28 protein-coding genes are annotated in these 26,685 nt (G+C 69.2%); 15 read left to right on the forward strand and 13 right to left on the reverse strand.

Annotated elements, in window-relative coordinates; all coding sequences use genetic code 11:
- Positions 1–70 precede the first annotated feature (70 nt).
- Complete coding sequence (locus ACIBL3_RS35205) at positions 71–247, forward strand: hypothetical protein (RefSeq protein WP_393153693.1); 177 nt, start codon at positions 71–73, stop codon at positions 245–247.
- Positions 248–274: 27 nt separating this feature from the next.
- Here the strand turns inward: ACIBL3_RS35205 and ACIBL3_RS35210 are convergent, their stop codons facing one another.
- Positions 275–772, reverse strand: coding sequence for an NUDIX hydrolase (locus ACIBL3_RS35210; RefSeq protein ID WP_396358187.1), 498 nt, complete (start codon positions 770–772; stop codon positions 275–277).
- Between the two features lie 90 nt (positions 773–862).
- Between ACIBL3_RS35210 and ACIBL3_RS35215 the strand changes: the two genes are divergently transcribed.
- A complete protein-coding gene (locus ACIBL3_RS35215; RefSeq protein ID WP_396358188.1) occupies positions 863–1,765 on the forward strand; it encodes an aldo/keto reductase in 903 nt (300 codons plus the stop codon).
- A gap of 114 nt (positions 1,766–1,879) precedes the next feature.
- Here the strand turns inward: ACIBL3_RS35215 and panB are convergent, their stop codons facing one another.
- From panB to ACIBL3_RS35230, 3 genes are all read right to left on the reverse strand, one after another.
- Positions 1,880–4,234 (reverse strand): 3-methyl-2-oxobutanoate hydroxymethyltransferase, encoded by a 2,355-nt coding sequence (gene panB, locus ACIBL3_RS35220; protein WP_396358189.1) that lies wholly within the window; start codon positions 4,232–4,234, stop codon positions 1,880–1,882.
- 148 nt (positions 4,235–4,382) lie between these two features.
- Positions 4,383–6,224: an NAD+ synthase gene (locus ACIBL3_RS35225; RefSeq protein WP_396358190.1), complete on the reverse strand. Its 1,842-nt coding sequence runs from the start codon at positions 6,222–6,224 to the stop codon at positions 4,383–4,385.
- A gap of 65 nt (positions 6,225–6,289) precedes the next feature.
- Positions 6,290–7,462 carry a VOC family protein gene (locus ACIBL3_RS35230; protein WP_396358192.1) on the reverse strand — a complete coding sequence of 391 codons (1,173 nt, stop codon included), beginning with the start codon at positions 7,460–7,462 and terminating at the stop codon, positions 6,290–6,292.
- 251 nt (positions 7,463–7,713) lie between these two features.
- Here ACIBL3_RS35230 and ACIBL3_RS35235 point away from each other — a divergent pair, with 251 nt between their 5' ends.
- Positions 7,714–7,956: a DUF418 domain-containing protein gene (locus tag ACIBL3_RS35235; protein WP_396358193.1), complete on the forward strand. Its 243-nt coding sequence runs from the start codon at positions 7,714–7,716 to the stop codon at positions 7,954–7,956.
- Here the strand turns inward: ACIBL3_RS35235 and ACIBL3_RS35240 are convergent.
- Positions 7,902–8,573 (reverse strand): peptidoglycan recognition family protein, encoded by a 672-nt coding sequence (locus tag ACIBL3_RS35240; protein WP_396358194.1) that lies wholly within the window; start codon positions 8,571–8,573, stop codon positions 7,902–7,904. The two genes, ACIBL3_RS35235 and ACIBL3_RS35240, sit on opposite strands and share 55 nt — an antisense overlap.
- A gap of 64 nt (positions 8,574–8,637) precedes the next feature.
- On the opposite strand from ACIBL3_RS35240, the gene ACIBL3_RS35245 reads away from it, so the two are divergent.
- On the forward strand, positions 8,638–9,120 hold the full coding sequence (locus tag ACIBL3_RS35245) for a hypothetical protein (protein WP_396358279.1): 483 nt from the start codon (positions 8,638–8,640) through the stop codon (positions 9,118–9,120).
- Complete coding sequence (locus tag ACIBL3_RS35250; RefSeq protein ID WP_396358195.1) at positions 9,117–10,061, forward strand: hypothetical protein; 945 nt, start codon at positions 9,117–9,119, stop codon at positions 10,059–10,061. Before ACIBL3_RS35245 ends, ACIBL3_RS35250 begins: the two co-directional genes overlap by 4 nt.
- Here the strand turns inward: ACIBL3_RS35250 and ACIBL3_RS35255 are convergent.
- Positions 9,987–10,394, reverse strand: coding sequence for a hypothetical protein (locus ACIBL3_RS35255; RefSeq protein WP_396358196.1), 408 nt, complete (start codon positions 10,392–10,394; stop codon positions 9,987–9,989). The two genes, ACIBL3_RS35250 and ACIBL3_RS35255, sit on opposite strands and share 75 nt — an antisense overlap.
- A 116-nt stretch (positions 10,395–10,510) precedes the next feature.
- Between ACIBL3_RS35255 and glnA the strand changes: the two genes are divergently transcribed.
- On the forward strand, positions 10,511–11,851 hold the full coding sequence (gene glnA, locus ACIBL3_RS35260; RefSeq protein ID WP_396358197.1) for a type I glutamate--ammonia ligase: 1,341 nt from the start codon (positions 10,511–10,513) through the stop codon (positions 11,849–11,851).
- Positions 11,852–12,413: 562 nt separating this feature from the next.
- Positions 12,414–12,743 carry a hypothetical protein gene (locus ACIBL3_RS35265; RefSeq protein ID WP_396358198.1) on the forward strand — a complete coding sequence of 110 codons (330 nt, stop codon included), beginning with the start codon at positions 12,414–12,416 and terminating at the stop codon, positions 12,741–12,743.
- A 55-nt stretch (positions 12,744–12,798) separates the two neighbouring features.
- Here the strand turns inward: ACIBL3_RS35265 and ACIBL3_RS35270 are convergent, their stop codons facing one another.
- A complete protein-coding gene (locus tag ACIBL3_RS35270) occupies positions 12,799–13,245 on the reverse strand; it encodes a peptidylprolyl isomerase (protein ID WP_396358200.1) in 447 nt (148 codons plus the stop codon).
- Positions 13,246–13,255: 10 nt separating this feature from the next.
- Positions 13,256–13,744 (reverse strand): hypothetical protein, encoded by a 489-nt coding sequence (locus ACIBL3_RS35275; protein WP_396358201.1) that lies wholly within the window; start codon positions 13,742–13,744, stop codon positions 13,256–13,258.
- A gap of 254 nt (positions 13,745–13,998) precedes the next feature.
- Here ACIBL3_RS35275 and ACIBL3_RS35280 point away from each other — a divergent pair, with 254 nt between their 5' ends.
- Positions 13,999–16,905 carry a bifunctional [glutamine synthetase] adenylyltransferase/[glutamine synthetase]-adenylyl-L-tyrosine phosphorylase gene (locus ACIBL3_RS35280; protein ID WP_396358280.1) on the forward strand — a complete coding sequence of 969 codons (2,907 nt, stop codon included), beginning with the start codon at positions 13,999–14,001 and terminating at the stop codon, positions 16,903–16,905.
- A gap of 13 nt (positions 16,906–16,918) precedes the next feature.
- Complete coding sequence (gene trmB / locus ACIBL3_RS35285) at positions 16,919–17,629, forward strand: tRNA (guanosine(46)-N7)-methyltransferase TrmB (RefSeq protein ID WP_396358202.1); 711 nt, start codon at positions 16,919–16,921, stop codon at positions 17,627–17,629.
- Here the strand turns inward: trmB and ACIBL3_RS35290 are convergent.
- Positions 17,610–20,216, reverse strand: a complete 2,607-nt coding sequence (locus ACIBL3_RS35290; RefSeq protein ID WP_396358203.1) for a family 78 glycoside hydrolase catalytic domain — start codon at positions 20,214–20,216, stop codon at positions 17,610–17,612. The two genes, trmB and ACIBL3_RS35290, sit on opposite strands and share 20 nt — an antisense overlap.
- Before the next feature lie 193 nt (positions 20,217–20,409).
- Here ACIBL3_RS35290 and ACIBL3_RS35295 point away from each other — a divergent pair, with 193 nt between their 5' ends.
- The 6 genes from ACIBL3_RS35295 to ACIBL3_RS35320 all read left to right on the forward strand — a co-directional run bounded on the left by ACIBL3_RS35295 (position 20,410) and on the right by ACIBL3_RS35320 (position 24,823).
- Positions 20,410–20,496: a putative leader peptide gene (locus ACIBL3_RS35295; protein WP_396358281.1), complete on the forward strand. Its 87-nt coding sequence runs from the start codon at positions 20,410–20,412 to the stop codon at positions 20,494–20,496.
- Positions 20,497–20,553: 57 nt separating this feature from the next.
- Positions 20,554–21,450, forward strand: a complete 897-nt coding sequence (locus ACIBL3_RS35300) for a sulfite exporter TauE/SafE family protein (protein WP_396358204.1) — start codon at positions 20,554–20,556, stop codon at positions 21,448–21,450.
- Positions 21,451–21,515: 65 nt separating this feature from the next.
- The gene (locus ACIBL3_RS35305; RefSeq protein ID WP_396358205.1) at positions 21,516–22,586 is read left to right on the forward strand and encodes an ABC transporter substrate-binding protein; all 1,071 of its coding nucleotides are present in this window, start codon (positions 21,516–21,518) and stop codon (positions 22,584–22,586) included.
- Positions 22,587–22,608: 22 nt separating this feature from the next.
- Positions 22,609–23,415 (forward strand): ABC transporter ATP-binding protein, encoded by an 807-nt coding sequence (locus ACIBL3_RS35310; protein WP_396358206.1) that lies wholly within the window; start codon positions 22,609–22,611, stop codon positions 23,413–23,415.
- Positions 23,402–24,283, forward strand: a complete 882-nt coding sequence (locus ACIBL3_RS35315) for an ABC transporter permease (RefSeq protein WP_396358207.1) — start codon at positions 23,402–23,404, stop codon at positions 24,281–24,283. Before ACIBL3_RS35310 ends, ACIBL3_RS35315 begins: the two co-directional genes overlap by 14 nt.
- 102 nt (positions 24,284–24,385) lie before the next feature.
- Positions 24,386–24,823 (forward strand): PLD nuclease N-terminal domain-containing protein, encoded by a 438-nt coding sequence (locus ACIBL3_RS35320; RefSeq protein ID WP_396358208.1) that lies wholly within the window; start codon positions 24,386–24,388, stop codon positions 24,821–24,823.
- Between the two features lie 59 nt (positions 24,824–24,882).
- Here ACIBL3_RS35320 and ACIBL3_RS35325 read toward each other — a convergent pair whose 3' ends face one another.
- The 4 genes from ACIBL3_RS35325 to ACIBL3_RS35340 form a co-directional block, all read right to left on the reverse strand.
- Positions 24,883–25,176: a WhiB family transcriptional regulator gene (locus ACIBL3_RS35325; protein WP_396358209.1), complete on the reverse strand. Its 294-nt coding sequence runs from the start codon at positions 25,174–25,176 to the stop codon at positions 24,883–24,885.
- A gap of 201 nt (positions 25,177–25,377) precedes the next feature.
- Entirely contained in the window at positions 25,378–25,740 is a 363-nt protein-coding gene (crcB, locus tag ACIBL3_RS35330) for a fluoride efflux transporter CrcB (protein ID WP_396358210.1), read from the reverse strand.
- Positions 25,737–26,135 carry a fluoride efflux transporter FluC gene (locus ACIBL3_RS35335; protein WP_396358211.1) on the reverse strand — a complete coding sequence of 133 codons (399 nt, stop codon included), beginning with the start codon at positions 26,133–26,135 and terminating at the stop codon, positions 25,737–25,739. Before ACIBL3_RS35335 ends, crcB begins: the two co-directional genes overlap by 4 nt.
- Positions 26,128–26,682, reverse strand: a complete 555-nt coding sequence (locus tag ACIBL3_RS35340; RefSeq protein WP_396358212.1) for a histidine phosphatase family protein — start codon at positions 26,680–26,682, stop codon at positions 26,128–26,130. The genes ACIBL3_RS35335 and ACIBL3_RS35340 overlap by 8 nt, the downstream gene beginning before the upstream one ends.
- Positions 26,683–26,685: the final 3 nt, after the last annotated feature.

Raw genomic sequence — 26,685 nt, forward strand, 5'->3', positions numbered from 1 at the left:
GCCGTGACGTGCGCCACGATGCCTGCCCGGTCAGCTAGACGGTTAGGTATGCCTCACCTACACTCGCTGCGTGCCGTCGATGACCGCGAAGAAGAAGTGCTGCAAGGACAAGCCGAGGTGCAAGAAGTGCCCGGTGGTCCTCAAGCGGCTGGCCGATGCCGGCTGCGCGGAGCGGCTCGATCGCGTGCACTACGTCGTCGACAAGAAGATCAAGAAGAAGGTCCTCAAGGAGGCCCGCAGCCGCTGAGCGCTCGTTGCGACCGACGGCGGTTGCTCAGGAGGCGCGGCGCAGGGTGATGGCGTCGGCGGCTTGGCGGAGCAGGCCGGGGATGGTGACGTGCGCGGCCTGACCGGTCGCCTCGAGATCGTCGCCGTACCACCAGCCGTGCGCGCTGATCGTCTCCAGCTCGAGCTGCTCCTGGTTGGCGAACGTGACGTCGACACCGTCCACCGCGACCGCGAAGAACGTCTGGTGCTGGATGATCGGGCACCCGCCCCACTCGAACTCGATCGTGTTCGTCGCCACCGGCGTCCCGAGCGCGTCGATCGGCAGCTGAATGCCGACCTCCTCACGCAGTTCCCGGCTCGCTGCCTGCACGACCGTCTCACCGGCTTCCACGCCGCCACCGATCGTGAACCAGTACGGCGTCTGCGGTTTCAGCGGATCCCAGCCGTGCAGCAGCAACACCTTGCCGTCCGGTCGGACCGGCAGGACGCGGGCCGTCGTACGCCGTACGACGGTGCCAGGTGGTGGCAGACGAGGATCGCTCACACGACAAAACGCTAGACGACAAAGGGCATCCCGCGTCGGCTGATGCGGCGCGTCTCACAGTGGTTGCCGGGGACACCTAGGATCGACAGCATGACGGCGAGCATCGGTTTGGGCCTGGCGGCACTCGGCCGGCCCGGGTACATCAACCTCGGTCACGACGAGGATCTGCCGCCGGCGCGCGCGGTCGACGATCTGAGAGAGCGCACCCACGAACTGCTCGAGCAGGCGTGGAAGGCCGGTGTTCGCTACTTCGACGCCGCGCGTTCGTACGGTATTGCCGAAATCTTCCTCGGCGAGTGGCTGACTCCCGAGCGACGCGAGCACCTCACGATCGGTTCGAAGTGGGGCTACACGTACGTCGCCGACTGGCGGCACGACGTGGACACGCACGAGGTGAAGGACCACTCGCTCGCGACGTTCGAACGGCAGTGGCCGGAGACCCTTCAAGCGCTTGGTGGAGCGCCTGACTTCTACCTGATCCACAGCCTGACATCGGACAGCCCGGCGCTGGGTGATGCGAGACTGCTGGATCGTTTACGGCAGCTCGCGGACGACGGCGTACGGGTGGGGTTGTCGACGAGCGGACCGCATCAGGCGGAGACGTTGCGGGCGGCGCTCGCGTTGAACGGGCCGTTCACTGCGGTGCAGGCGACGTGGAATGTGCTCGAGACCTCGGTCGGCCCGGCGCTGCAGGAGGCGCACGACGCGGGGTGGTTCGTGGTGGTCAAGGAGGCGGTCGCCAACGGACGACTGACCGCCAAGGCCGGCGATACGCCCTTCAACGCGTTTGCTCAGCAGCATGGGGTTGCTCCTGATGCGCTGGCGATTGGTGCTGCGGTTGGGCAGCCTTGGGCGGATGTTGTATTGAGTGGCGCGAGTACGGCGGAGCAGCTTGAGAGCAACCTGGCGTACCGGGTGGCCGGCCCACTCGACGAGTTCGTCCAACAGCCCGACGAGTACTGGACCGAACGCTCCGCGTTGCCCTGGGTTTAATCACCCGGTTGTGGGGGCTTGGACAGGATCTGGTGGGCTCGCACAGGGCATGTCATGTGCGAGCCCACCAGATGGTGTCCAAGGTTCCGAGTCCCGTCAAGTTACGCGTGGGGACTAGAAGGTGTGTTCGTCGGTGGGGAAGGCGCCGGAGGCTACTTCGGCGGCGTAGGTGGTGGCTGCGGTGGTGAGGATGCCTCGGAGGTCGGCGTACTGCTTGACGAAGCGGGGCATGGTGCCGGAGCGCATGCCGGCCATGTCTTGCCAGACGAGGACCTGGGCGTCGGTGTCGCGACCGGCGCCGATGCCGATGGTGGGGATGGTGACTCGTTTGGTGATTTCGGCGGCGACGTCGCCGGGGACCATTTCGAGGACGACCGAGAACGCGCCGGCTTCGGCCAGGGCGATGGCGTCGTCGATGAGGCCGGCCGCTTGGTCGCCGCGGCCCTGGACCCGGTAGCCGCCGATGCTGTGCTCACTTTGCGGCGTGAAGCCGATGTGCGCCATCACCGGGATTCCGGACTGGGTCAGTTTCTCCACCATCGGTACGACGGTCCGCCCGCCCTCGAGCTTGACCGCGTGCACGCCCGCTTCCTTCATGAAACGTACGGAGGTGTGGAAAGCCTGCTCGGGGGAGGCCTGGTACGAGCCGAACGGCAGGTCGGCGACGACGAGTGCGCGGTCGACCGCACCGGCGACGGCGCGGGCCAGCGGGATCAGTTCGTCGACGGTGACGCGCAGGGTCGTCTCGTAGCCGAACACGTTGTTCGCGGCGGAGTCGCCGACCAGCAGCACCGGGATGCCGGCGTGGTCGAAGATCTCGGCGGTGTACTGGTCGTACGCCGTCAGCATCGCCCACTTCTCGCCACGGTTCTTCATGTCGCGGAGGTGATGGATGCGGTACCGGCGCGGCCGCTTGCTCTGCCCCGGGCCCTCAGGGGATCCGGAAGCCGGACCCGCCCCAGGCGCGGAACCCGTCAACGGCCCCGCACCCGACATCGGCCCCGCACCCGACATCGGCCCTGCACCCGACATCGACGCTGAGCCAGACGACGGCGCTGAACCAGACGACGGCGCTGAACCAGACGACGGCGCGGCAGGACCCTGCGGCGCGCCGGCAGCCGGACGCTCTGCCGAGCCCTGAGCCGAAGGGGCCGAAGAGCCCGACGGAGCCGGAGCAGGCGCGTTGCCGGCCGCGGCTTCGGCAGCGGCTTGGGCAGCCGCTTGGGCGCGGCGGGCGCGGTGGGAACCGGTGTGCTCGTTCGACACCTGGCTGGGGGCGTCCTGCTGGACGTCCGCACGCCGTCGCGCGCCGATTCGCTTGGGTTCTTCACTCACCGGTGTGTTGCTCTCGTACTCCGCGCTCGGGTCGGACGGGTAGCCGTTGTCCGACTGCTTTCCGGACTCCATCATCTCGGGCATATACGCCGTGATGGTCGGCGCGTCCAGCGAGTAGTTCCCTTGCTGCGCGGGCGCGGGCGCAGGCGGCTGCTGCTGGTTCTGGTGCTGGCTCTGCGGCTGCGCGGGAGCCGGCGGCGGTGTCGGCGCCTGGCTCGGTGGCTGCTGCTGAGTGACGCCGTTGTTGTGTGCCGCACCGTTCTGGGCGGGCGTCGGGGCGGGTCCGCTCCACGTGCCGTTGGCCGAGCCGTTCGAGGCGTGCGGCGCGGGCGGGTGCGGGGTCACGCCGTTGCTGGCGGCCTGCGGGGGAGCAGGCGGGCGCTGCGGCTGCTGTTGCGGTGCACCGGGTGCCTGCCGGTTCGGAGGTACGCCGTTGCTCCCCGGACCGAACGGGCTCGGACGGCCCTGCTGCGGCGGCGGCCCGACCGGGTTGTGCTGCGGCCGGAACGGACTCTGCTCCTGGTACGACGCCGGCCCGAAAGGCGACTCCTCGCCACGACCCGGCTCCCCACGACCAGGCTCACCCCGACCAGGTTCACCACGACCGGGTTCACCACGCAGGGCCTCACCCCGCGACGGCTCACCACGACCCGCGTCACGACCCGGCTCACGGCCCATGTCACGACCCGGCTCACGGCCGATGTCACGACCCGGCTCACGACCCATGTCACGGCCCGGCTCACGACCCGGTTCGCCGTAGTACTCCGCCCGCTGCGGCTCGCCGTACGGCCGCCCTTGGGGCTGCTCGCCGTGCGGAGGCTGCTGCGGGCGCGGCTGCTCGCCGTACCCGCGCTGCTGCTGTTGCCCGGCCGGTGGCGGCGGGGGTCCCGGCAGGTACGGCGGCTTCGGCACGTAGGGCTGCTGGGGCACCGGCCCGCGTTCGTAGGCCCTGGGGGCGTTCGGCAACGACGGCGACGGGTCGAGACCGAGGCCGTTGCCGCGGTCCCGCCAAGAGTCGTCGCCGTAGTCCGAGCGGCGGTGCTCCTCGGTTGTCCGGTTCTTCGGTCCGGTCCCGTACGGCGACGGCAGCTCGTCGTCGTCCTGGGTACCGGCCGACAGGAAGTTGTCAACCATGCCTTCATCGTCCCACCGATGCGGAGGGTGAGCGCTACCGGCTGCGCCTGAGCGATCGCTCACATCGTTCGCGGGCAGGCCGGAGCGGTCCGTGGGCTCCTCGGGGGTGCCCCACGGGGTGTCGGAGGTCGGGCGGTACCGCCACGAATCAGTCAGTGCTCTCCGCCACCTTCCGTGCCTCCTCACCGGTCGCCGGCGCCTCAGGTCCGGCGGCGGTCTTCACGTGCGCGGCCTTGCGCGCGTCCTCGCGCCAGGCGTTCGTGATCGGTAGCCGGCGATCCCGGCCGAATGCCTTGTGGGTGATCTTCGGGCCCGGCGGGTACTGCCGTCGCTTGTACTCCGCCTTGTCGACCAGCTGGATCACCTTGGACACCAGTTCGGTCTCGAACCCGGCCGCGACCAGCTCGGCGCTGCCGCGGTCCTGCTCGACGTAGTCGTCCAGCATGTCGTCGAGCAGGTCGTACGGCGGCAGCGAGTCGGTGTCCACCTGGCCGGGCCGGAGCTCGGCCGACGGCGGCTTGGCGATCGAGTTCTCCGGGATCGGCGGCTGCTGGCCGCGCGCCTTCGCGTCCTCGTTGCGCCATTTCGCCAGCCGCCAGACGACCGTCTTCGGGACGTCCTTCAGCGGTGCGTACCCGCCGACCGCGTCGCCGTAGATGGTCGAGTAGCCGACGGACAGCTCGGACTTGTTGCCGCAGGCAAGGACCAGGTGGCCGTCGGCGTTCGACAGGCCCATCCAGATCACCGCCCGGACCCGCGCCTGCAGGTTCTCCTCGGCCAGGCCGGTCAGCCCGAGGGTGTCGATGAACGGCTGCACCATCGGCTGGATCGGGATCACCCGGTAGTTCAGCCCGGTCCGCGCGGCGAGCTCGGCGGCGTCGTCGCGGGAGTGCTCGCTGGAGTACACACTCGGGTTGGAGATGCCGAAGACGTGCTCCGGCCCGATCGCGTCACACGCGATCGCGGCGACCAGCGACGAGTCGATGCCGCCGGACAGCCCGAGCAGGACGGTCTTGAAGCCGTTCTTCTGCACATAGTCGCGCAGCCCGGTGACGATGGCGCCGTACATCTCGGCCTCGTCGGCCAGTCGGGGCGCGACGGCGGAGGCGATCGGTTCGTAGGATTCCAGGGCCTCGTCGTGGAGCACGGTGTGGACGATGTCGATGCCCTCGTGCGTGCCGGACGGCGTCCCGGCCGGCGCGGGCAGGTCGAGGTCGACCACCATGCTGCCCTGCTCGAACTGCGGGGCGCGGGCGAACACCTTGCCCTCGGCGTCGGCGATCAGTGAGTCGCCGTCGAAGACGAGCTCGTCCTGGCCGCCGACCAGGTTGACGTAGGCGAGCGGGCAGCCGGCCTCGCGGGCGCGGCGGCTGACCAGCGCACCGCGGACGTCGTCCTTGTTGGCCTCGTACGGCGAACTGTTCACGACGAGCAGCAGTCCGGCGCCGGCGGCCTTGGTCACCGCGACCGGGCCACCGTCCTGCCAGAGGTCCTCGCAGATGACGACGGCGACGTCGACACCGTGGACCCGGACCACCTGGAGGGTGTTCCCAGGAACGAAGTGCCGGAACTCGTCGAAGACGCCGTAGTTCGGCAGGTGGTGCTTGACCGCGCTGGTGACGACGCGACCCTGGTGGATCACCGCGGCGCAGTTGGTCGGGGAGCCCTTCGGCCGGCCGAGCCGGTCGATGCCCATCGCCGTACCGGTGGCGCGGTCGAGGTAGCCGCAGACCACCACGATGTCGCCGAGACCCTCGTCGGCCAGCCGGGTGGCGAGATCGTGGATGCGGGCCTGCGACGCGTCCACGAACGACGCCCGCAGGGCCAGGTCCTCGACCGGGTAGCCGGTCAGCGCCAGCTCCGGGAAGGCCACGACGTGGGCGCCCCGCTCGACGGCATTACGGGTCCACGCGACGATCTTGTCGGCGTTTCCGTCGATGTCACCGACGGTCACATCGAGCTGAGCGAGGGCTACCCGAAGCTGAGGCACGGGAGCACATTACTGGTTCGTTGGCTCGAACCCACGCTCGATGTGCTCCTTGATCAAACCTGGCATCAAACCCGGCCCGCGACGAGGTCCAGTTCGTTGTTCTCCGGATCGGCCACCGTGGTCCGGCCGGGCTGCTGCCGAACGACGCGTCCGCCGATCGCGACAGCCGCTCCGAGGCGGTCCTCGAAGCGGTCCGACGGGACGACGAGCTCGAAGCGGATCCGGTTGCGTTGCCGGCGCCGGGCCTCGTCGGCCGCATCCATCTGCTGGAAGAACAGCGGCGGGTTGAGCCAGCGCGGGTCGTAGATGTCGGTGACGTGCTGACGCGTGTCTGCGGCGTACCCGAGCACCTCCTGCCAGAACGCCCGGACCGCCGCAACGTCGACCGCGTCGATACCGAACTGCACGAACCGCAGCCGGCTGGGGTCCGCGGTGAGCCCGAGGTCGTGCGCGGCAGCCTGGGTACGGCGGGCCAGGTCGGCGAACCGGTCGTCCTCCCACAAGTCCTTCCCGGTGTCGAGCGCAACGCCGTCCGGTCGTACGTCGACCATCAGCGGCAGCCCGGATTCGTCGACCAGACCTGCGACGGCGGTGACCAGGTCGACGGTCACTGCGGGCGACGTGGTCGGGTAGAAGGTCATCCCACCGAACAGCCCGCGCCAGTCGGCGGCGTCCTCGAAGTCCGCGCCCCCGACGATGTCCACCTCGTTGCCTTCCGCATCAGCTACCGTGCTGTAGTAGTCGCCGGCGAACGCTTCCCGTCCGCCGGCCCCGGCGGCCGTCTCCCTGGCCGCCGTGAGCGTCCAAGGACGCACGACATCGACATGCACGCGGTTGCGGAGCGGTCGCTCCTCATCCAGCCGCCCGAAGGTGAAGCCCGGATCCCGCCGCAGCGGATCCGCGAGACCGCCCGCGTCGCGCGCTTCGTACCCGAGTACGGCGCGCCAGAAGGGCACCACCGATTCGTCAACGGCATCGATCCGCACCTGAAGGGCCTGCAGAGCAGCGGGGTCGGGGAGGAGGTCGAGGTCCAGAGCGGCGGTCGAGACCGCCTGCGTCGTCACCGCATCCACCGGACCCCGGAACCGCACCTGCACCCCGCGGTCCCGCAGGTTCACATCCGGCAGTTCGCCGGTCAGCTCCTGAAGCCGGCCGACCAAGGCTGCGCCGGCGCTCTGCGACGACGCGCCGAACCAGGCACTCGTTCCGAACGGGAGGTCCCACCACTCGCGGCTCATGGCGACGACAGTAGCGACGAAGGTTCCACCCGTCGCTGACTTTCGGTGGATGTGACCGGCTTTGGTGACCGATTCACTGAGAGACATGACATCTCAGGGTGGGCCGACGGGGTTGAGCGAGCGGGCGCTGGGTCCGGATCTCGCTCGCGGCTTCATGCTGCTGTTCATCGCACTGGCGAACTCGCACTACTTCGTCCACGGCGCCTCGATCTTCGGCGCCGATCCGCAAGCTGCTCCGGCGGCGCAGCTACTTGGCCCAGTCGGTCGTCTGGGCTGTCGTGTTCACGCCGTACTTGCTCGATCTGTCCAGGACGCTGAGCACGACCACGACGGCACTGCTCGCCGTCGCGACGTGGCTGGCGATTGTCCTGCTGGCCGAGTGGATGCGGCAGTCCGGTTACCGCGGACCGTTCGAGATCCTGATCCGGCGGTTCACCTATCAGCCCTCCAAGACCGCGGCTACCCGGTCGCGCAACTCCGGCAGCCTGGCGTAGAAGACGTTGCCGGGGCACTGGGTCGCGTTGTAGTCGCGGTGGCCGACGATCGCCGCGTGCGGATCGAGGTTGTACTTCGTGCACAGCCAGGCGCACGTCAGCACGGACATGTCGAACAGCGCGACCGGTACGGCGGCAGTCGTGTAGAGGCCCTCGTGCTCGATGCCGATGGTGTGGCTGTTGTGGTTGGCCGTCTGGGCGCCGAGGACGTTCTGGCCGTTGTTGATCGATGACAGCGACTTGCTGCGGCCCTCCATCAGGTACCCGCCGCGGCTGATCGTGAGCTGGTTGCCGATGCCGATCCAGCCGTTGTCGTCCATGTGCAGGTCCTGGATCCAGTGCTGGACCCGGTACGCCGCCGCGAGCGAGTAGTCGGTGACGTTCGCGCTGGCGGTGTGGTGGATGACGATGTGGTCGGGCTTGCCGATCACCTGGGTGGCGGAACGGGGTGGCCGGGCGGACCACTCGGCGCGGGTGTAGCAGCGCGGTGCGGGCGCCGCGTGCGCTGCGGTCGTCGGGAGGGCGACGCCACCGAGCAACACGCCTCCGGCGGCGGCGCCGCGTAGGAGGGTGCGCCGGGACATCCGGGCGCGTTGGAAACTTTCTGGGGCGGTCATGTTATAGAAAATTCTCTACATGGGAGCCGGTGAAACCGCGGCCGGCGGTCGGGAGTGGTGTGTAATGGCGGGCGTGACGAGTGGGCAGGAGCCGGCGGGGGACATTCGGCTGGGACGGGTCGGCAAGGGGCTGCGAGTGCTCGTGGCCGTGGTCGGGATCGGGTTGCTGATCAACGGGTCGGTCCGGGCGACCGACGATGCGTGGCCGTTCGGGCCGATGTCGCAGTACGCGATGTCCGTGCCCGACGACGCGTCGATCACCTACACCCGGGTCAGCGCCCAGACCGACGCCGGCACGACGGTCGACGTACCGCTGAACATCGAAGGCGCCGGCGTCGCCCGGGCCGAGATCGAGGCGCGGACCGGGGAGATCGTCAAGGACCCGTCGCTGCTCCAGCAGGTCGCGGACGGGTGGGCGCGGAAGCATCCCGACGAGCCGAAGTACGTGAAGCTCGAGCTGATCCGGGACACCACCCAACTGGTCAAGGGCCGCGTCGAGGGCCCGCCGACGTCCGAGGTGCTGGCGACCTGGGAGGTACGGCGATGAAGGCCATCGACTGGTTCACGCCGAAGATCGCGCTGGCCCGGGTCGCCTGGCTGCGGACGATCCTCTACCTGTTCGTCATCCTCGACATGCACGCGTTCGTCCGCGACACCCGGCTCAAGGGCGAGCACCCAGGCCTGTACCAGCCGTTGCTGCTGGCCCGGATCTTCGACCTGCCCAAGCCGTCGGTCCTGAACACGACGATCCTGTACGTCGTTCTGATCGTGGCCTGCCTGGTCGGCGCGACGAACTACTTCCCGCGGATCGCTGGCTGGATCGTCGCGCCGGCGTTCACCTGGTGGGTTCTGATCGGGATGAGCGACGGCAAGGTCGACCACGATCACCTCGCCCTGGTGATCGCGCTCTGGGTTCTGCCGACCGTGAAGACCGGTAGCCGCGGGATGGCGTCGTACGGCGACCAGACCCGGTCGGAGGCGGCCGGCTGGGCGGTCCGGTGCGTGCAGATCTGCGTGATCGCGACGTACTTCCTGTCCGCGGTTGCGAAGTTGCGGAGTGCCGGGTGGGCGCTGACGTGGCCGGGGAGCGCCGTACTGACCTGGGCGATCGTACGGCGGCCGCACCCGGTCGGGGAGTGGTTGCTGCACCACCCGTGGATGCTGCACGTGATGCAGTGGGTCGGGATCGTCGCGGAGTTCCTGTCGCCGGTGATCCTGTGGCTCAAGGGGCGGTGGCAGTTGCTCGGAGCGCTGTTCTTCCTCGGGTTCCACGCGGCGAACACGGCGATCCTGCTGATCCACTTCCTGCCGACCGTGGTCTGCTGGCTGGCGTTCGCGCCGATGGAGCGGATCGTGCCCTGGTTCCGGCGGCGCCGGGACCGGCGGGCGTCGGGTGGCGACGCCGCAGAGGCGTCAGACGGCGACGCCGGAGAGGCCGAAGACCAGGCCGAAGAGGGCCGGCAGGCCAAGGAGCAGGCTGGCGCGTAGCCGGAACCGGCGTCCGCCCGGGCCCGGTGTGCGGACCACGCGGGACAGCACGGCGCCGGCGTACCCGAAGACCAGTGCGGCGAGCAGAATCTGCTGGGTCGGCAGGTTGTCGGCCTCCGGGTGGGTCAGGCCGAGCGTGACCAGGCCGGTGCAGCAGAACGCGCACATGCCGAACCCGAGCTCCGGAACCGGGAGCCAGCGCCGCCCCAGGACGTCCCGCTCGGCGGGTCGCCGGCCGCGCAGCGACTGGGCGAAGCGCGCGGTACCGAGGATCAGGTCGCTGGCACACAGGATCGCGGCCACGATCAGCGCGGCGCGAAAGACTGTCTGCACCCGGCAAACGGTAGGCCCTGATCGGTGCGTTGTCCGCACCAGCACGTAACGTCTGCTTAACAGACCGGGGGCAGACTGTGTGAGGGGCCCCGAAGTACCCGGCGAGAGGTGGACTGATGGACAAGCAGCAGGAGTTCGTACTGCGCGCGCTCGAGGAGCGCGACGTACGCTTCGTGCGGCTCTGGTTCACCGACGTGCTCGGGTTCCTGAAGTCGGTGGCGGTGGCGCCGGCCGAGCTGGAAGGCGCGTTCGCCGAGGGGATCGGGTTCGACGGTTCCGCGATCGAGGGGTTCGCCCGGGTGACCGAGGCGGACATGCTGGCCAAGCCGGACCCGTCGACGTTCCAGATCCTGCCTTGGCGGGGCGAGACGATGGGCACCGCGCGGATGTTCTGCGACATCAACATGCCGGACGGATCCGCCTCCTTCGCGGACCCGCGGTACGTGCTGAAGCGGACGCTGTCGAAGGCGGCGGACCTCGGCTTCACCTTCTACACCCACCCGGAGATCGAGTTCTACCTGTTCAAGTCGCTGACCGGCGAGCCCGGCACGAAGCTGGAGCCGGTCGACCAGTCCGGGTACTTCGACCACACCCCGCAAGGCATCGGCAACGACTTCCGCCGCGAGGCGATCACGATGCTCGAGTCGATGGGCATCTCGGTCGAGTTCAGCCACCACGAAGGCGGGCCCGGCCAGCAGGAGATCGATCTGCGGTACGCCGACGCGCTCACCACCGCGGACAACATCATGACCTTCCGGGTGGTCGTGAAGGAGGTGGCGCTCTCGCAGGGCATCTACGCATCCTTCATGCCGAAGCCGCTGTCGGACCAGCCCGGGTCCGGGATGCACACCCACATGTCGCTGTTCGAGGGTGACCGGAACGCGTTCTTCGAGGGCGGGGCGCAGTACCAGCTGTCCAAGACCGGCCGCGCCTTCATCGCCGGCCTGCTGCATCACGCGGCCGAGATCACCGCGGTCACCAATCAGTGGGTGAACTCCTACAAGCGGCTCGCCGTCGGTGACGAGGCGCCGTCCTTCATCTCCTGGGGCCACAACAACAGGTCCGCGCTGGTCCGGGTCCCGATGTACAAGCCGCACAAGGGGCAGTCCTCGCGAGTCGAGTTCCGCTCGCTGGACTCGGCGGCGAACCCGTACCTGGCGTTCGCGCTGATGCTGGCGGCTGGACTGAAGGGGATCGAGGAAGGGTACGAGCTGCCCCGCGAGGTCGAGGACGACGTGTGGTCGCTGACGTCGCGCGAACGCAAGGCCCTCGGCATCAAGCCGCTGCCGAGCAGCCTGGCTGAGGCGATCAGCGCGATGGAAGACAGCGAGCTCGTTGCCGAGACGCTTGGGGAGCACGTCTTCGACTTCTTCCTCCGCAACAAACGCGCCGAATGGCAGGACTACCGCCGCCAGGTAACCCCCTTCGAACTCAACAAACTCCTCCCGGTCTTGTAAGTCCGTCCCACGCGTGCTGCGCAGCCGCTCCGTCGTCGCTGCGCACCTCGTCACGGCCGCTACGCGCGCTCCCACCCGCCCCCCGGCCTAGCGCCGTACTTCCTCGTCGGCTTCCGCCGGATCTCCGGGCTGCCGCCCGGCGGTGTGCGCTTATCGCGCGGTGAATGCGCTGGCTGCTGTCACAGCGTAAACGTGACTGTGGTCGTGGGAGACCGCGGTGAGCGGGCGGGGACGCGGATGGATGACGCCGACGGTGCCGGGTGCGTGACGCGAGCGGATGACGCAGCTGGGCGACGCCGACGGGGAAGGGCGGAACGCGGACAGGCGACGCGGACCGGGACCGGCGGGAACGCGGACCGGGGGACGCGGACAGGACGAGAGGGGTGACGCGGATGGGTACATGGCGGGGTGGACGTACTGACCGGACGCGGTCGAGGAGCTCCGCCGGGGGCTCATCGGCACCACAACCAGCACGATCGCCCGATTCCAAAGCCGCAAACCCGAACCGCCGCGAGGCAGCGCAAGTTTGCCTGCCCCTCCGGGCGGATGCTGAGATCACCCCATGACCTCGCCATGGCCGACAGCCCTGCTCACGGCACTGCGCCGCGGGCAACTCCTGGTGGCGGAGGTCCCTGCCGCGATGTCGGACCACCGCGCCTGGATCGCCGTCTACCCGCTCGGTCACGCAGCCGCCGGCGGCTTCAACGTCTTCCACCGCGAATTCGACCGCGCCTACCTAGACAACGGCTGGTGCACCGGCCCCGACGACGGAATGATCGAGGTCCGAACGGCTCACGCAGCAGACGAAGCCGATCTGACCCAGCTCCTCACTGACTGGAACGTCACCCCTGATGAACTGAACTACGTCCATAGGTCTGACTACCCGGTCTGACATCAATCGGGCATCAGCAAAACCACCTATCGCAGAGATCATCTAGCCGGGCGTGTCACTCAGGTCCTGAGACTCGACTGTCACGGACGTCCTGAGACCCCGACGTCCTGCTCTGGCCCACGAGCACGTTGAGGATCTGGAGGGGTGGTTGTGATTGGTCCAGCACAGGCAGGCCGTTGGTGATGGTGCCGATGATGGTGGAGGTCTTTGGGAGGTCAGCCGGCATGTGGACGAAGAAGAAGGCGGTGCCGTTTCCGTTGTCGTTGCGTAGGGCAACTACGCCGCGGTGGTAGGACTCCTTGCCGGTTAGCTCCGGGGTGAAGCGGTAGCTGGGCCGGCCCGGGTCGCACTCGAGGGTCGCCCGGTTGTGGTGCGGGCACGGGGTTCCGTTGTAGGAGCGGGTCAATGCGAGGTGGGTGAAGCTGTGGACGGCGCACGGGGCGTCGCGTCGGTCTAGGCGTAGGACCAGCGTGCCGCGCCGTACGGGTGTAGCAGAATGCAACAGAGTGTGTTCAGAGGTTGGCGAGGTGGTCGTCGGAGGCGTGTTTCGAGGCCCAGCGTGAGGCGGCGGTCGAGTGCCGGTACGGCGGATCGATCGGTGGCGGCGTGGGCACGGTGAACTCGGCGAGAGCGGGGGTGGATGCCGGCAGGATCGGTGAGCCGTCGGGTGCCAGGGCGTGCACCTCCTCGACGGTGAGCAGACCGACCGGGCGGGTGCCTTCGGTGATCACCACCAGGCAGCCGGGGATCACCTGCTGGGCGCGATTTCCCTTGGCAGGCACGAGAATTCCCTCGGCTGCGGTGCGCCAGGCGCCGGGGACGAACTCGCGTAGCGCGATCCCGGCTTGGCCGTCGTCCGCCGTCCGTGGCGGGAGGTAGGCGGTGGCTGTGTAGTCGTAGTCGTAGTCCGGCTCAGGCGGACCCGACACTCGCCCGCCCTGCTGGGGCGTCAACCAGACCACCGTGCCCCGAACAGCGAGCGACCCCGTCATCATGACCATGGACAGCCATCATGCCGACTACGGAGCGAATCCGCTACACGACGCCGTGTACTGATCGCAATCTGGCTGCGATCCGGCTGAGATCCGACTTTGTGCATGAGACGAGCATATTCCGCGGCGAGAAACGCTCGGTAGGTGCACAAAGTCGGGGCCGGCGGGCGGGCGGGTAGCCTGCGGGGGTGGCTGAGGCGCGCGGGTCTTGGGAGGGGCGGCTGGTTCGCCTGGGGTTTGCGGATCCGCAGCGGGCCGGGCTGATGCTGGAGCAGTTGGACCAGCTGGAGTCGCACAGCCCGATGGCCACCGAGCAGCTGATCACCTCGCTGTCCGAATCCGCCGATCCGGACCTCGCGCTGCACGGACTCCTCGGTTTGGCCGAGGCGCTGCACCGCAACCAGTACGACGTCGCTGCGTTCGCCCGGACGCTCGAGGTCGACGACGACTTCCGGCGTCGGCTCGTGTCGGTCCTCGGTGCGAGTGAGGCGCTCGGTCGGCACCTCGGCGTGCACCCGCGGCACTGGTACGACCTGGCCGACCCGGCGCTGGCCGGCGTACGTCCGTCGGCCGAGGATGTCCGCGCCAAGCTCGCCACCGCGGTCGACGCACCGAACCCGGTCGACGCGCTGCGGGTCGAGTATCGGCGGCTGTTGCTCCGGCTCGCCTCGCGTGATCTCGCCGAAGGGCTGCTCGTCGACGAGGTGGCCGCCGTACTGGCCGATCTCGCCGGGGGAGCACTGGAGACTGCGCTGCACATCGCGCGCAACGAGTACTTCGCCGCGCACCCGGCCGCCGCCGAGTGCCGGCTGGCGATCATTGCCATGGGCAAGTGTGGCGGCCGCGAGCTCAACTACGTCAGCGATGTCGACGTGCTGTTCGTCGCCGAGCCGCACGACGGCGAGCCCGAGGCGCCCGCGCTCAAGACCGCGACGCAGCTGGCCGCCGCCGCGATGCGGATCTGCTCGGCGCACACCGCCGAGGGCACGCTCTGGCCGGTCGACGCCGCGTTGCGCCCGGAGGGCAAGTCCGGCCCTCTGGTCCGCACCCTCGAGAGCCACCTCGCGTACTACCAGCGCTGGGCCAAGACGTGGGAGTTCCAGGCCCTGCTCAAGGCGCGCCCGGTCGCGGGTGACGCGGAGCTCGGGCAGCGGTACGCCGAGAAGACCGCCGAGTTGGTGTGGTCCGCCGGAGACCGGCCGGGGTTCGTCGACGACGTGCAGGCGATGCGGCGGCGCGTGATCGACCACATCCCGGCGGCCGACGTCGATCGTCAGCTCAAGCTCGGACCCGGCGGTCTGCGGGACGTGGAGTTCGCCGTACAGCTCCTGCAACTCGTGCACGGCCGCAGCGACGACGCGGTCCGCAGTGGTACGACGCTGGTCGCGCTCGAGCAACTCACCACGCACGGGTACGTCGGCCGCACCGACGGCGCCGTACTCGCCGACGCCTATCGCTTCCTGCGGTCGATGGAGCACCGCATCCAGCTGTACCGGCTGCGCCGTACCCATCAGGTTCCGAACGAGGAAGCCGACCTGCGCAGGCTCGGCCGGTCTCTCGGGTTCACGAAGAACCCGGTCAAGGACCTGACCGCGGCCTGGAAGAAGCATGCGCTGGAGGTACGGCGCCTGCACGAGAAGCTGTTCTACCGGCCACTGCTCGCGGCCGTGGCGCGGATCCCCGGTGGTGAAGTGCGGCTGACGCCGGAGGCAGCCAAGCAGCGGCTGACCGCGCTCGGGTACGCCGATCCGTCGTCGGCGCTGCGCCACATCGAGGCGTTGTCCGAAGGCGTGTCCCGTCGGTCGTCGATCCAGAAGGCGTTGCTGCCCGCGATGCTCGGCTGGTTCGCCGAGTCGCCGGATCCGGATGCGGGCCTGCTTGCGTTCCGGACCATCTCGGACACGCTCGGGTCGACGCCGTGGTACCTGCGGCAGCTCCGTGACGAAGGCGCGTCCGCCGAGCGGCTCGCGCACTTGCTCGCAAGCGGCCGGTACGCCGTCGACCTGTTGCAGCGGGCACCCGAAGCGACCGCGATGCTCGCCGATGAACGCGAGTTGGTGCCGCGGACGCAGGAGGGCCTGCTCGCCGAGATGTCCGCGGCCGCTGGTCGGCAGGAGCAGCCCGAGGCGGCGGTGGCCGCCATTCGTGCGGTCCGGAGACGCGAGCTCTTCCGGGTCGCCGCGGCCGACCTGTCCGGAGTGCTCGATGTCGAGACTGTCGGGGAGGCATTGACCACTATCTCGGTCGGGACACTGACCACCGCGCTCGACGTGGCCCGGCGCGCCATCGCGAAGGGGGAGCCCGAGCCGACCCGGATGTCGATCGTCGCAATGGGACGGTTCGGCGGACACGAGCTCAGCTACGGCAGCGATGCGGACGTGATGTTCGTCCACGACCCGGTGCCGGGGGCTGACGAGAAGGCGGCGACTGACTTCGCCACCCAGACCGCCACCGAGTTGCGTCGGCTGCTTGCCCTGCCAGGTGCCGATCCCGCCGTCCAGGTCGACGCGGACCTTCGTCCGGAGGGTCGTCAGGGCCCGTTGGTCCGGACGTTGGCGTCGTACGCGTCCTACTACGCACGCTGGTCGGCTGTCTGGGAAGCGCAGGCGTTGCTGCGAGCCGATCCGCTGTGTGGCGACGGCGACCTGTGTGAGTCGTTCCGTGCGCTGATCGATCCGCTGCGCTACCCGGAAGACGGTGTCAGTGAGCACGACGTACTGGAGATCCGCCGGATCAAGGCCCGCGTGGACGCCGAGCGTCTCCCGCGCGGCGCCGACCGGAGCACGCACACCAAGCTCGGTCGCGGCGGTCTCGCCGACATCGAGTGGACCGTGCAACTGCTGCAACTGCGTGAGGCCCACAACGTTCCCGGTCTACGTACGACGCGCACCCTCGGCGCACTGCGGACAGCGGTGGAAGCCGGCCTGTTCCAGGCGACGGACGCCGACACGCTCCGGATCGCGTGGGAGATGGCGACCCGGATCCGCAACGCGATCATGCTCGTCCGCGCCCGTCCCGGCGACTCGCTGCCCCGCGATCCCCGCGACCTGGCCGCCGTCGCCCAGATCTGCGGCTACCCGCCCGGCGAGACCAGCCGCTTCTCCGACGACTACCTCCGGATCACCCGCCGGGCCCACAACACCGTTGCTCACTTGTTCTGGGACGACTAATAGACTCCTGTTGGTGGAAGCGGTGGATCAGGTCAGGCAGGCCGGGGTTTTCAGCCACGTCCGGCGCAGTGTCCGGATGACGGTTGGGCAGAAGCGTGTCTGGGAGACGCACTGGCCGTCGCTGGGCCGCAAGCTCGAGGATCTGCCGCCGGGCGCCGTCGATCTGGCCGACTGGTTCGGGCGGGAAGCGCCTACCGTGCTCGAGATCGGCTCCGGGATGGGAGACGCGACCGCCCAGCTCGCGGTGGGAGCGCCGGAGGTGAACCATCTGGCCGCCGAGGTGTACCCGGCCGGTCTGGGCCAGTTGATGCTGTGGGTGGAGAAGTACGACCTCGACAACGTCCGGCTGCTGCAGGGTGACGCGCTCGACTTCCTCCGGGACCACGTCGCACCCGGCGCGCTGGCCGGCGTACGGATCTACTTCCCGGATCCGTGGCCGAAGAAGCGGCACCACAAGCGGCGCCTGGTCACGCCGCCGTTCGTCGCGCTGGTCGCGTCCCGGCTGCAGCCCGGCGGAACGTTGCACCTGGCAACGGACTGGGCGGACTACGCGGACCGCATGCGCGAGGTGTGCGAGGCGGAGCCGCTGCTGCGCAACCAGTACGACGGCTGGGCCCCGCGACCCGAGTGGCGCCCGATCACGAAGTTCGAGGCGCGCGCCCAGGCCGAGGGCCGCGTGTGCCGGGATCTGCTCTACACCCGGGTCACGCCGACCGGCTCGTGAACGTCCACAGCCCAGCCGGCACCGTGTAGATCGTGTAGCCGTCCTCGTACGACGGCTCACCCACGTAAGGAGCTGGTACGGCGGTCACGTCCGAAGCCGCCGCGGACGGTACATGGACCTCCGCCGTCACGCCCACCGGGACCTGCACATCCAGCGACAGGACCCGGCTCACCTGCTTCCACGCCACCGAGACCCGGCCGCGGATCGTCTCGGTGTGGATCGCCGCCGAGTCGACCTGACCGCGAGCATCCGGACGGACCAGGATCCGCTCCCAGCCCGCGTCGAGATTGCGCAGCCCGGCGACGTTCTCGTACACCCACTGCACGACGGTGCCCTGGAAGTAGTGGTTCCGCGACCGTGAGTCCTCTTCCCACTTCTCCCACATCGTGTCCGCGCCGAGGTCGAACCAGTAACCCCAGCTCGGGTACGACCGCTGCAACGCGACCTTCGTCGCCGCGTCGGCGTACCCGTGGGCCGTCAGCACCGGCAGCAGGACGCCGACGCCGAGGCAGCCGGTGTTGAGGTGGAAGCCACGCGCCTCGACGTCCGCCGCCAAGTTGGCGGCGACACGCTCGGCCAACTCCTCGGGCACGATGCCGAACGCGAGCGGGACCGCGTTGGACGTCTGCCGGTAGTCCGGATCCTCGCCAGACTTGTAGACCGCGGCCTCACGATCCAGGAACGCGCGGTTGAGCCCGTCCTTCAGCTCGACCGCAGCCTTCCGGTACTCGTGCGGCTTGCCGATCAGGTCGCCGATCTCCGCGGCCGCGATGATCGCCCGATAGAGGTACGCCGTACCCGTGAGCCGCCGGTCCTCCGGAGCCGGCCCGCTGCCGAAGCCGGGTGGGAGCCAGTCGCCGAGGACGCTGACGGACAGGCCGTCCTCGACCCGGTCGAGTTCCCAGGACAGGTAGCGGGTGAGCGAGTCCCAGTGCTCGCGTAGCAGGCGCTCGTCGCCGTACGTGCGGTACAACTCGCGGAGCAGGAACGGGTAGACCGTCGGCCATTCGGTCGCGGGGGAGAGGTCGGTGAAACCCCAGCCGCTGGACGGCACGATCACCGGCAGCTGCCCGGACTCGGCCTGGCTGTCGCGGATGTCGCCCAGCCACTTGGTGAAGAACCTCGCCAGGTCGAGCGAGGCCAGCATCGTCGGCCCGCCCACCTGCGCGTCACCGGTCCACCCGTTCTTCTCCATGAACGGGGTGTCGGTCGGGATGCCGTGCAGGTTGTTCAGGATCGTTCGCCGCATCGCCCGGTCGAACTGCTCGTACGACGACTGCGCCGAGGTGAACCGCGTCACGGTGCGAACATCGGAGTGCACCTCCCGCATCAGCACATCGGGCCTGGTGCTGGTCCCTTCGATCTGGACGTAGCGGAAGCCCTTGTAGGAGAACCGCGGCTCCCACTCCTCGACCCCTTTGCCGGCCGCGATGTACTCGTCGCGCTGGATCCGGTCACTCTCGACGTGCACGTTGACGGCCACCACGTTGCCATCGGCAACAGTCTCGCCGTGGGTCAGGGTGATCACGGTCCCGGCCTCGGCGGTGACTGCGAGCTTGGTCCAGCCGGCCGTGGTCCGGCCGAAGTCGGCGATCCACACTCCGGGCCGCACCTCGGTGACGTCCACCGGCTCGACGGTCTCGATCACCCGGATCGGTTCGTGGGCCTGAGCGACGAGCTTGCCCTTCGGAGCATCGACCACGACAGCGGCGTGCCAGGACGAGTCGTCGAAGGACACAGTGTCCCAGCCGGGGAGCGCGCGACGGGCGTCGTACGTCTCGCCGGTGTAGAGGTCGTCGGAGACGGTCGGGCCGCCAGTGACGCGCCAGGACTCGTCCGACACCACCTCGACGCTGCGGCCGTCGTCGTACTCGATCACCAGCCGGGCGAGGAGTTGCGGCTCGACGGTCCACGGGGTCTGGTGCCAGCGCCAGGCGTTGGGAGTGGTCAGGCCGAAGAACCCGCGACCGAGCTCAGCGCCGACCACGTTGTCGCCGGACTGGACCAGTTCGGTGACGTCGTGGATGACGTAGAGGACGGTGTGGTCGTAGTCGGTGAAGCCGGGATCTAGTACGGCGTCACTCACCGACCGGCCGTTGAGTCGCAGGTCGGCGTACCCGAGTCCGCTCGCATACAGGCGGGCTCGCGTCACGGTGCCGTCGGCGGTGAACGACTTGCGGAGCATGTTGGCGCCGCCGATCCAGCGGGCGGCGCCGAAGCCCTCGTCGAGGAGTGCGGTCTCGAACCACTCGGGCTCGGCCCAGTCGCCTTCACGGTCCAGCCCGTCCCACAGGCGGACGGTCCAGTGGTACCGAGTGCGGGCTGTCAGCGGCGGGCCGTCGTACTCGATGCCGAAGCTCCGGGGCGCCGGCACCTTGCCGGAGTCCCAGACGTCGCCGAGACCGGGCTCGGAGCCGACCCGGACCTGGTACGCCGACTGCGTCGCGCCGTACCCGGGAGCGGCGGCGATCCACCCGAACCGCGGTCGCCGCACGTCGGTCCCCAGCGGGCGGACGGCGTACTCGGTCTTGAGCGTTGCGGCGGTCAAGGGACCACCGGGTGTCCATCCGTCCGGCAGCTCGTGCATCAGGCGGCTCCTCAAGCTCGTCTCGGCACCCCGAGGACGGTAGGCAGCCGACCGGCGCCGTTTCAACACCATGACCAGAACCGGCCGTAGTCAGGTCCTGATCGAAAATGATCGTTTGTCCCAATAAATGATTTGTCGTCTCGGATCGTGAAACCTGAGCATCTTGCTCGACTTTGTCCGCTTTCATGGACGCATGCAGGTCACCACGAAGGCACCCGGCGACGCCCTCACGCGGCGCCGGCATGTCGACCTGCTCCGCGTGAACTCCGCTTGCTGTTGACCTTCGGCGCACCACCTCGGTCCCGTCCACCCTGTCCCCGCCCGAAGGAACAGTTCCGTGCGTCGTCTCATCCTGATTGCCTTGCTGGGCTCGGTCGCCCAGCTCGTCGACGGCACGCTTGGCATGGCCTACGGCGTCACCGCCACCACGGCCTTGCTGATCACCGGCATCACGCCGGCCGTCGCATCCGCTTCCGTCCATCTCGCCGAAGTCGGCACCACTCTGGCCTCCGGCGTGTCGCACTGGCGGTTCGGCAACGTCGACTGGCGCGTCGTCGCGCTGATCGGTGTGCCTGGTGGTGTCGGCGCGTTCGCCGGCGCGACGTTCCTGTCCAACCTGTCGACCGAGTCGGCCTCGCTGTGGGTCGCCGCGCTGCTGCTCCTGCTCGGCATCTACATCCTGGTGCGGTTCGCGACCGGCAAGGTCCGGGCGGTCCTCGAGGGTCGGCCGGCCGGTAAGTTCCTCGGCCCGCTGGGGCTGGTGGCCGGGTTCATCGACGCCACCGGCGGTGGTGGCTGGGGCCCGGTCGCGACCTCGACGCTGCTGAGCAGCGGCAAGCTGGAGCCGCGCCGCACGGTCGGCTCGGTGAGCGCAGCCGAGTTCATCGTCTCGGTCTGCGCCAGCATCGGCTTCCTGCTCGGGCTCGGCAAGGAGAACCTGCCGCTCGGTATCGTCGGCGCGCTCCTCACCGGTGGTGTCCTCGCTGCGCCGCTGGCCGCCTGGCTGGTCTCCCGGCTGGCGACTCGCTGGCTCGGGGTCGGCGTCGGCCTGGTGCTGGTCCTGACCAACGCCCGCACGCTGCTCAAGGGCATCGGCGTCGCCGAGAACCTCCGCTACCTCGCGTACGGCGTCCTGGTCGTCGGCTGGGCCGCAGTCGTCGCCTACAGCGTCCGCACCACCGGTCGGCGTGCCGACGCTCGCGTAGAGCGCGAGCGCGAGCTCGAAACCGTCTGACCCACACCACGTAATCCGCCTGCGGTCGCAAGAACGACCGCCTGCACCACCAAAGGTGTTCACGCATGCCCAGAATCCGTCCTGCCCGTCTGCTCGCCGCCTCCGCCGCGGCCCTGGCCCTGGTCGCCGCCGCGGCCGGTTGCTCCCGCGCGGAGAGCAACGACGCTCCCGCTGCCGCCACAGACAAGGGTCCGGCCACCGAGCTGCGGCTCGGCTACTTCCCGAACGTCACCCACGCCGCCGCACTGGTCGGCCTGGACAAGGGGCTGTTCACCAAGGAACTCGGCAGCACCAAGCTGGTGCCGACCAAGTTCAACGCCGGACCCGAAGCGGTCGGCGCGCTGCTCGGCGGCTCCCTGGACGCCTCCTTCATCGGCTCCGGCCCGGCGATCAACGCCTACGCGAAGTCCAACGGCGAGGCGGTCCGCCTGATCGCCGGTACGACGTCCGGCGGCGCCCAGTTGGTCGTGAAGCCGACGATCACCAAGGCCGAGGACCTGGTCGGCAAGACCGTTGTCACGCCGCAGCTCGGCAACACCCAGGACGTGTCGCTGAAGAAGTGGCTGGCCGAGAAGAACCTCACCGGCAAGGTCAAGGTCACCAACCTGGAGAACGCGCAGACGCTGGACGCGTTCAAGAAGGGTGACGTCGACGCCGCGTGGCTGCCCGAGCCGTGGTCGTCGCGCCTGGTGCTCGACGCCGGCGCCAAGGTGCTGCTGGACGAGAAGACCCTGTGGCCGGACGGCAAGTTCCCGACCACCGTGCTGATCGTGCGGACCCAGTTCCTCCAGGAGCACCCGGAGAGCGTGAAGGCTCTGCTGACCGGTCTGGTCGCGGCGATCGACTTCTCCACCAGCGACCAGGCGGCCGCGAAGACCGTGGTGAACGCGCAGCTCAAGGAGCTCACCGGCAAGGCGCTGAAGCCGGCTGTCATCGACCGCGCCTTCGCCAACATCGAGATCACCGCGGACCCGATCGCGTCGACGTTCCCGCAGCTGGCCAAGGACCAGGTCACCGCGGGGATCGCCAAGGAGGCGCCGGCCGTCGCCGGGTTCGCCGACCTCGGCCCGCTGAACGACGTACTCACCAAGGCAGGCAAGCCGACCGTCGACGCGGCCGGTCTGGACACGAAGTAGCCGAGGAGCCGGGAGGCAGACCATGACCGCGACGATCGAGGTCGATCAGACCCACACCGATCCCGGGGCGCGACCTGTGCGGTTCCACCAGGTCGGTAAGGCGTTCGGGCACGGCCGCACCGCGGTCGTCGCCCTGGAAGGCGTCGACCTCGACGTCGCGGCCGGTGAATTCGCCTGCCTGCTCGGCGCGTCCGGGTGCGGGAAGACCACACTGCTGAACCTGGTGGCCGGTCTGGACCAGCCGACCACCGGGCGGATCGAGCTCAACTCGTCACGACCGGCGGTCGTATTCCAGGAGCCTGCGCTGATGCCGTGGCTCACGGCAGCCGGGAACGTCGAGCTGCCGTTGCGCATGGCCGGCGTAGCGAAGGCTGCACGTCGCGCGAAGGCTGCTGAGCTGCTGGAGCTGGTCAGGCTCGCGGGACTCGGTGACAAGCGGCCGCACGAGCTGTCCGGCGGTATGCGGCAGCGGGTCGCGCTGGCGCGGGCGCTGGCGTCCACCGACGACAGCACCGGCGGCGACGCGGACAAGCCCTCGCTGCTGCTGATGGACGAGCCGTTCTCCGCGCTGGACGCGATCACCCGCGACGTGCTGCAGGGTGAGCTGCTGCGGATCTGGCGTGCGACCGGTACGGCGATCCTCTTCGTGACGCACGACGTACGCGAGGCCGTGCGGCTGGGGCAGCGCGTCGTACTGCTGTCGTCTCGGCCCGGTCGGGTCGTGCGGCAGTGGGATGTCGACGGCCTGACCGGTGCGGACGAGGCCGGGGCCGTGGACGAGATCAACGGCGCGCTGCGAAAGGTGATCAGCAGTCATGCCGCAGCCTGAGGTCCAGGAGGACCTGCACGCCGTCGAGGCCGGTCTCGACGCGCTCGACACACCCGTCAACCCCAGTGAGGGCTCGCTGGCCCGGCGGATCGCCGGACGGCTGTTGCCGCCGGTCGCTGCGATCGCTCTGCTCGTTGCGGTGTGGCAAGCGCTCTGGGCGGCTGCGTTCTGGCCGGAGTTCAAGCTGCCCGCGCCGATCGACGTCTGGGGTCAGATCTGGCAGCTGGTGACAACGGGGGAGATCCTCGAGCTGTTCTGGGTCTCGGTGCACCGGGCCGTGATCGGCTTCGCGATCTCACTGCTGATCGCGGTTCCACTCGGCCTGGCGATCGCGAACATCACCGTCGTCCGGCGGGGGATCGGGCCGCTCGTGTCCGGCCTGCAGAGCCTGCCGTCGGTGGCCTGGGTACCGGCCGCCATCCTCTGGTTCGGGCTGAACGACCGCGCCATCTACTGGGTCGTGCTGCTGGGCGCCGTGCCGTCGATCGCCAACGGGCTGGTGTCCGGTCTGGACCAGGTGCCGCCGATCCTGCCGCGAGTCGGCAAGGCGCTCGGCGCCGGGCGGCTCGGCGGGATCCGGTACATCCTGCTGCCGGCCGCGCTGCCCGGGTTCCTGGGCGGGCTCAAGCAGGGCTGGGCGTTCTCCTGGCGGTCGCTGATGGCCGCGGAGCTGATCGCGACCTCGCCGGAGCTCGGTGAGGGTCTCGGCCAGTTCCTGCACAACGGCATGTCGCTGTCGGACATCTCGATGGTGTTCGCCGGCATCCTGCTGATCTTCGTCGTCGGCGTCGGGATCGAGCTGCTGGTGTTCCGGCCGCTGGAGAACTCGGTGCTGCGCGCGCGAGGCCTGACCGTCACCGCCCGCTGATCCTGGCCGGCCCAGGCTGATAAGGACTGACATGGGTTACGGCTTGGCCACTGGCGGACCCGGAGGTGCGGTGCGTTCGGCGTCGCGCCGTACTGTTGGAGCGTGGTTCGATTCCTGCCGTTCCTGATCAGCCTGGCGCTCAGCGTGTACGCGCTGTTCTCCTGCATCCAGACACCCGACGAGGACGTGCCGCACCTGCCCAAGCTGGTGTGGATCGTCCTGATCGTGTTCGTCCCGTTCGTCGGGCCGATCGTGTGGCTGCTGATGCTGCGTGCTCAGCTCGGCCGTCGCGATCGCGCCGTGCGGCAGCCGAAGCCGCCCACCCGCCCGGTCGCGCCGGACGACGATCCGGACTTCCTCAAGTCGCTGGACCGCTTCCGCGACCCGCGCACGACCGTGAAGCCACCCGAACCACCGAAGGACCCGGAGCCGGAGTCCTCGTCCGAGCCGGACGAGAAACCCGAGCCCAAGAAGCCCAAGAAGCCACAGAAGCCACAGGACGAGAACACCTCGTCAGAGCCCGACGACGGTAAGGCCTGAACTTTCGCGCAGGCCCTACCGATTCCGTCTGGGTTGTCAGTGGTGAAATCGCGACCCGGTCACGCCGATTTGCGGTGCTCGGGCAGGAGGGTGTTGTCGCGCTCGGACTCCGTGGTGCCGCCCCAGACGCCGTACGGTTCGCCGACCGACAAGGCGTGCTGACGGCACTCGGGCCGGACCGGGCAGGTCCCGCAGAGCGACTTCGCCACCATCTCGCGGGCCCTTTTGCGGACGCCACGCTCCGATTCGGGCGAGAAGAACAACTCTGGGTTGACGTCGCGGCACGCGGCTTGCGACTGCCAGTCCCACAGATCCATGAGCGGGCGGGGCAGGCGAGGCATCCCTCTCGACATGGCAACCTCCTTGACTCACCGTAAGCGCGGACGGGCGCTCGGTGAAAACTATGCTCAACTCACGCCGAGTTCAACCCTTGTTGTCTCGAACTTCGGTCCATTTGTTATCGGCAGGTGGCGTCGCAGCCCGTGATCGGGCCCTGTTCACGCGGTGAGCGTGTTCACGTCATCACCTGGTGTGACATGAGTCACTCGGTTGCCTCAGGTCAGCAGAGCGCCGAGGACGGCGGCCGCCAGACCCACACCGAGGTTGAGCACCACGTTCAGCAACGCCTTCCCGCGATGTCCGGAACTGGCCAACGCGGTCGTCTCGGCGGCGAAGGTGCTGTACGTCGTGAACGCCCCGCAGAACCCGACTCCGACCAGCAGCGTGGTCGTCCGGTCGGTCACTCCGGTCAGCAGCCCGAGCACGAAGCTGCCGAGGATGTTGACGGCGAAGGTTCCCCAGGGCAACGGTGGCTCGGTCTGCCGGCCGAGGAGCAAGCGTTCGACCATGTGCTTGTCGACGAGGAATCGCAGCGGCGCACCGACGGCGGCGCCGAGCGCGACCAGCAGGATGTTCACCGCGGCCGCCCGGCGTACTCGCCGAGGGTTGCCGCCAGCAACGCGGCCGCCAGCGTCCCGAAGAAGTAGACCAGGGCAACGACCACGTGCTCGGGCAGGAGCCTCTCGGTGTCCACGGCAAACGTCGAGAAGGTCGTGAAGCCGCCGAGGATCCCGGTGCCGAGGAACGGTCGCAGCAGCGGGTGGGATCGCGGAGTCAGCCGCGCCAGCAGGACGCCGATCGCGAAACAGCCGAGCACGTTCGTCGCGAACGTTGCCCAGGGAAACTCGCACGAACCGTGCGGCTGTGCGAGTTCGCGGGAGAAGGCCTCAGCGAGCCCGTAGCGGGCCAGCGAGCCGATGATCCCGCCGACCGCTACGACGCCCAGGATGCGAGGTAGCTCACTGTCAGACATCGTCCGCTGGATCGTAGCGGTAGTACTCATGCGCACCGTGCGCCGTACCCGTCTCGCCGGTCAGCGCACGGATCACCATCGCGTGGGTGACGGCGAGCGCCGGCCCGTCGGTGGTCGCCGCAAGCCGGCCGAGCGCGGCCCGGGCTCGTTCGCGGATCTGGGACAGCGGCTCCCAGCGACGCCGGATCCCGTCCGGCCACTCCCCGCCGTACGTGTCGAGCTCCGCCTGTGCGGCCCGAACGTCGGCCACCCCGCGCCACAACCCGGTGTGGTCCGGCAGCCAGTCCCGCAGGTCGTAGTCGACCCGGACGCCCAGCGCCAGCCGGTGCCCGATGATCGCGGCACTCTGCAGGGCGCGGGTGAACGGCGAGCTGACCAGGTACGTCGCTCCGATGCCGCTGAGCAGGTCCGCGAGCTCCTGCGCCTGCCTGGCGCCGAGTGCGGTGAGCGGGGCGGTGTCGGCCGCCGGCCCGGGCAGTCCGCGGGCGTCGACCGGTCCGTAGTCCGGCTCTCCGTGCCGGACCAGGTAGATCTGCGTCACTGGCATGTT

Source organism: Kribbella sp. NPDC050124 (genome assembly GCF_044460355.1).
Lineage (GTDB): Bacteria > Actinomycetota > Actinomycetes > Propionibacteriales > Kribbellaceae > Kribbella.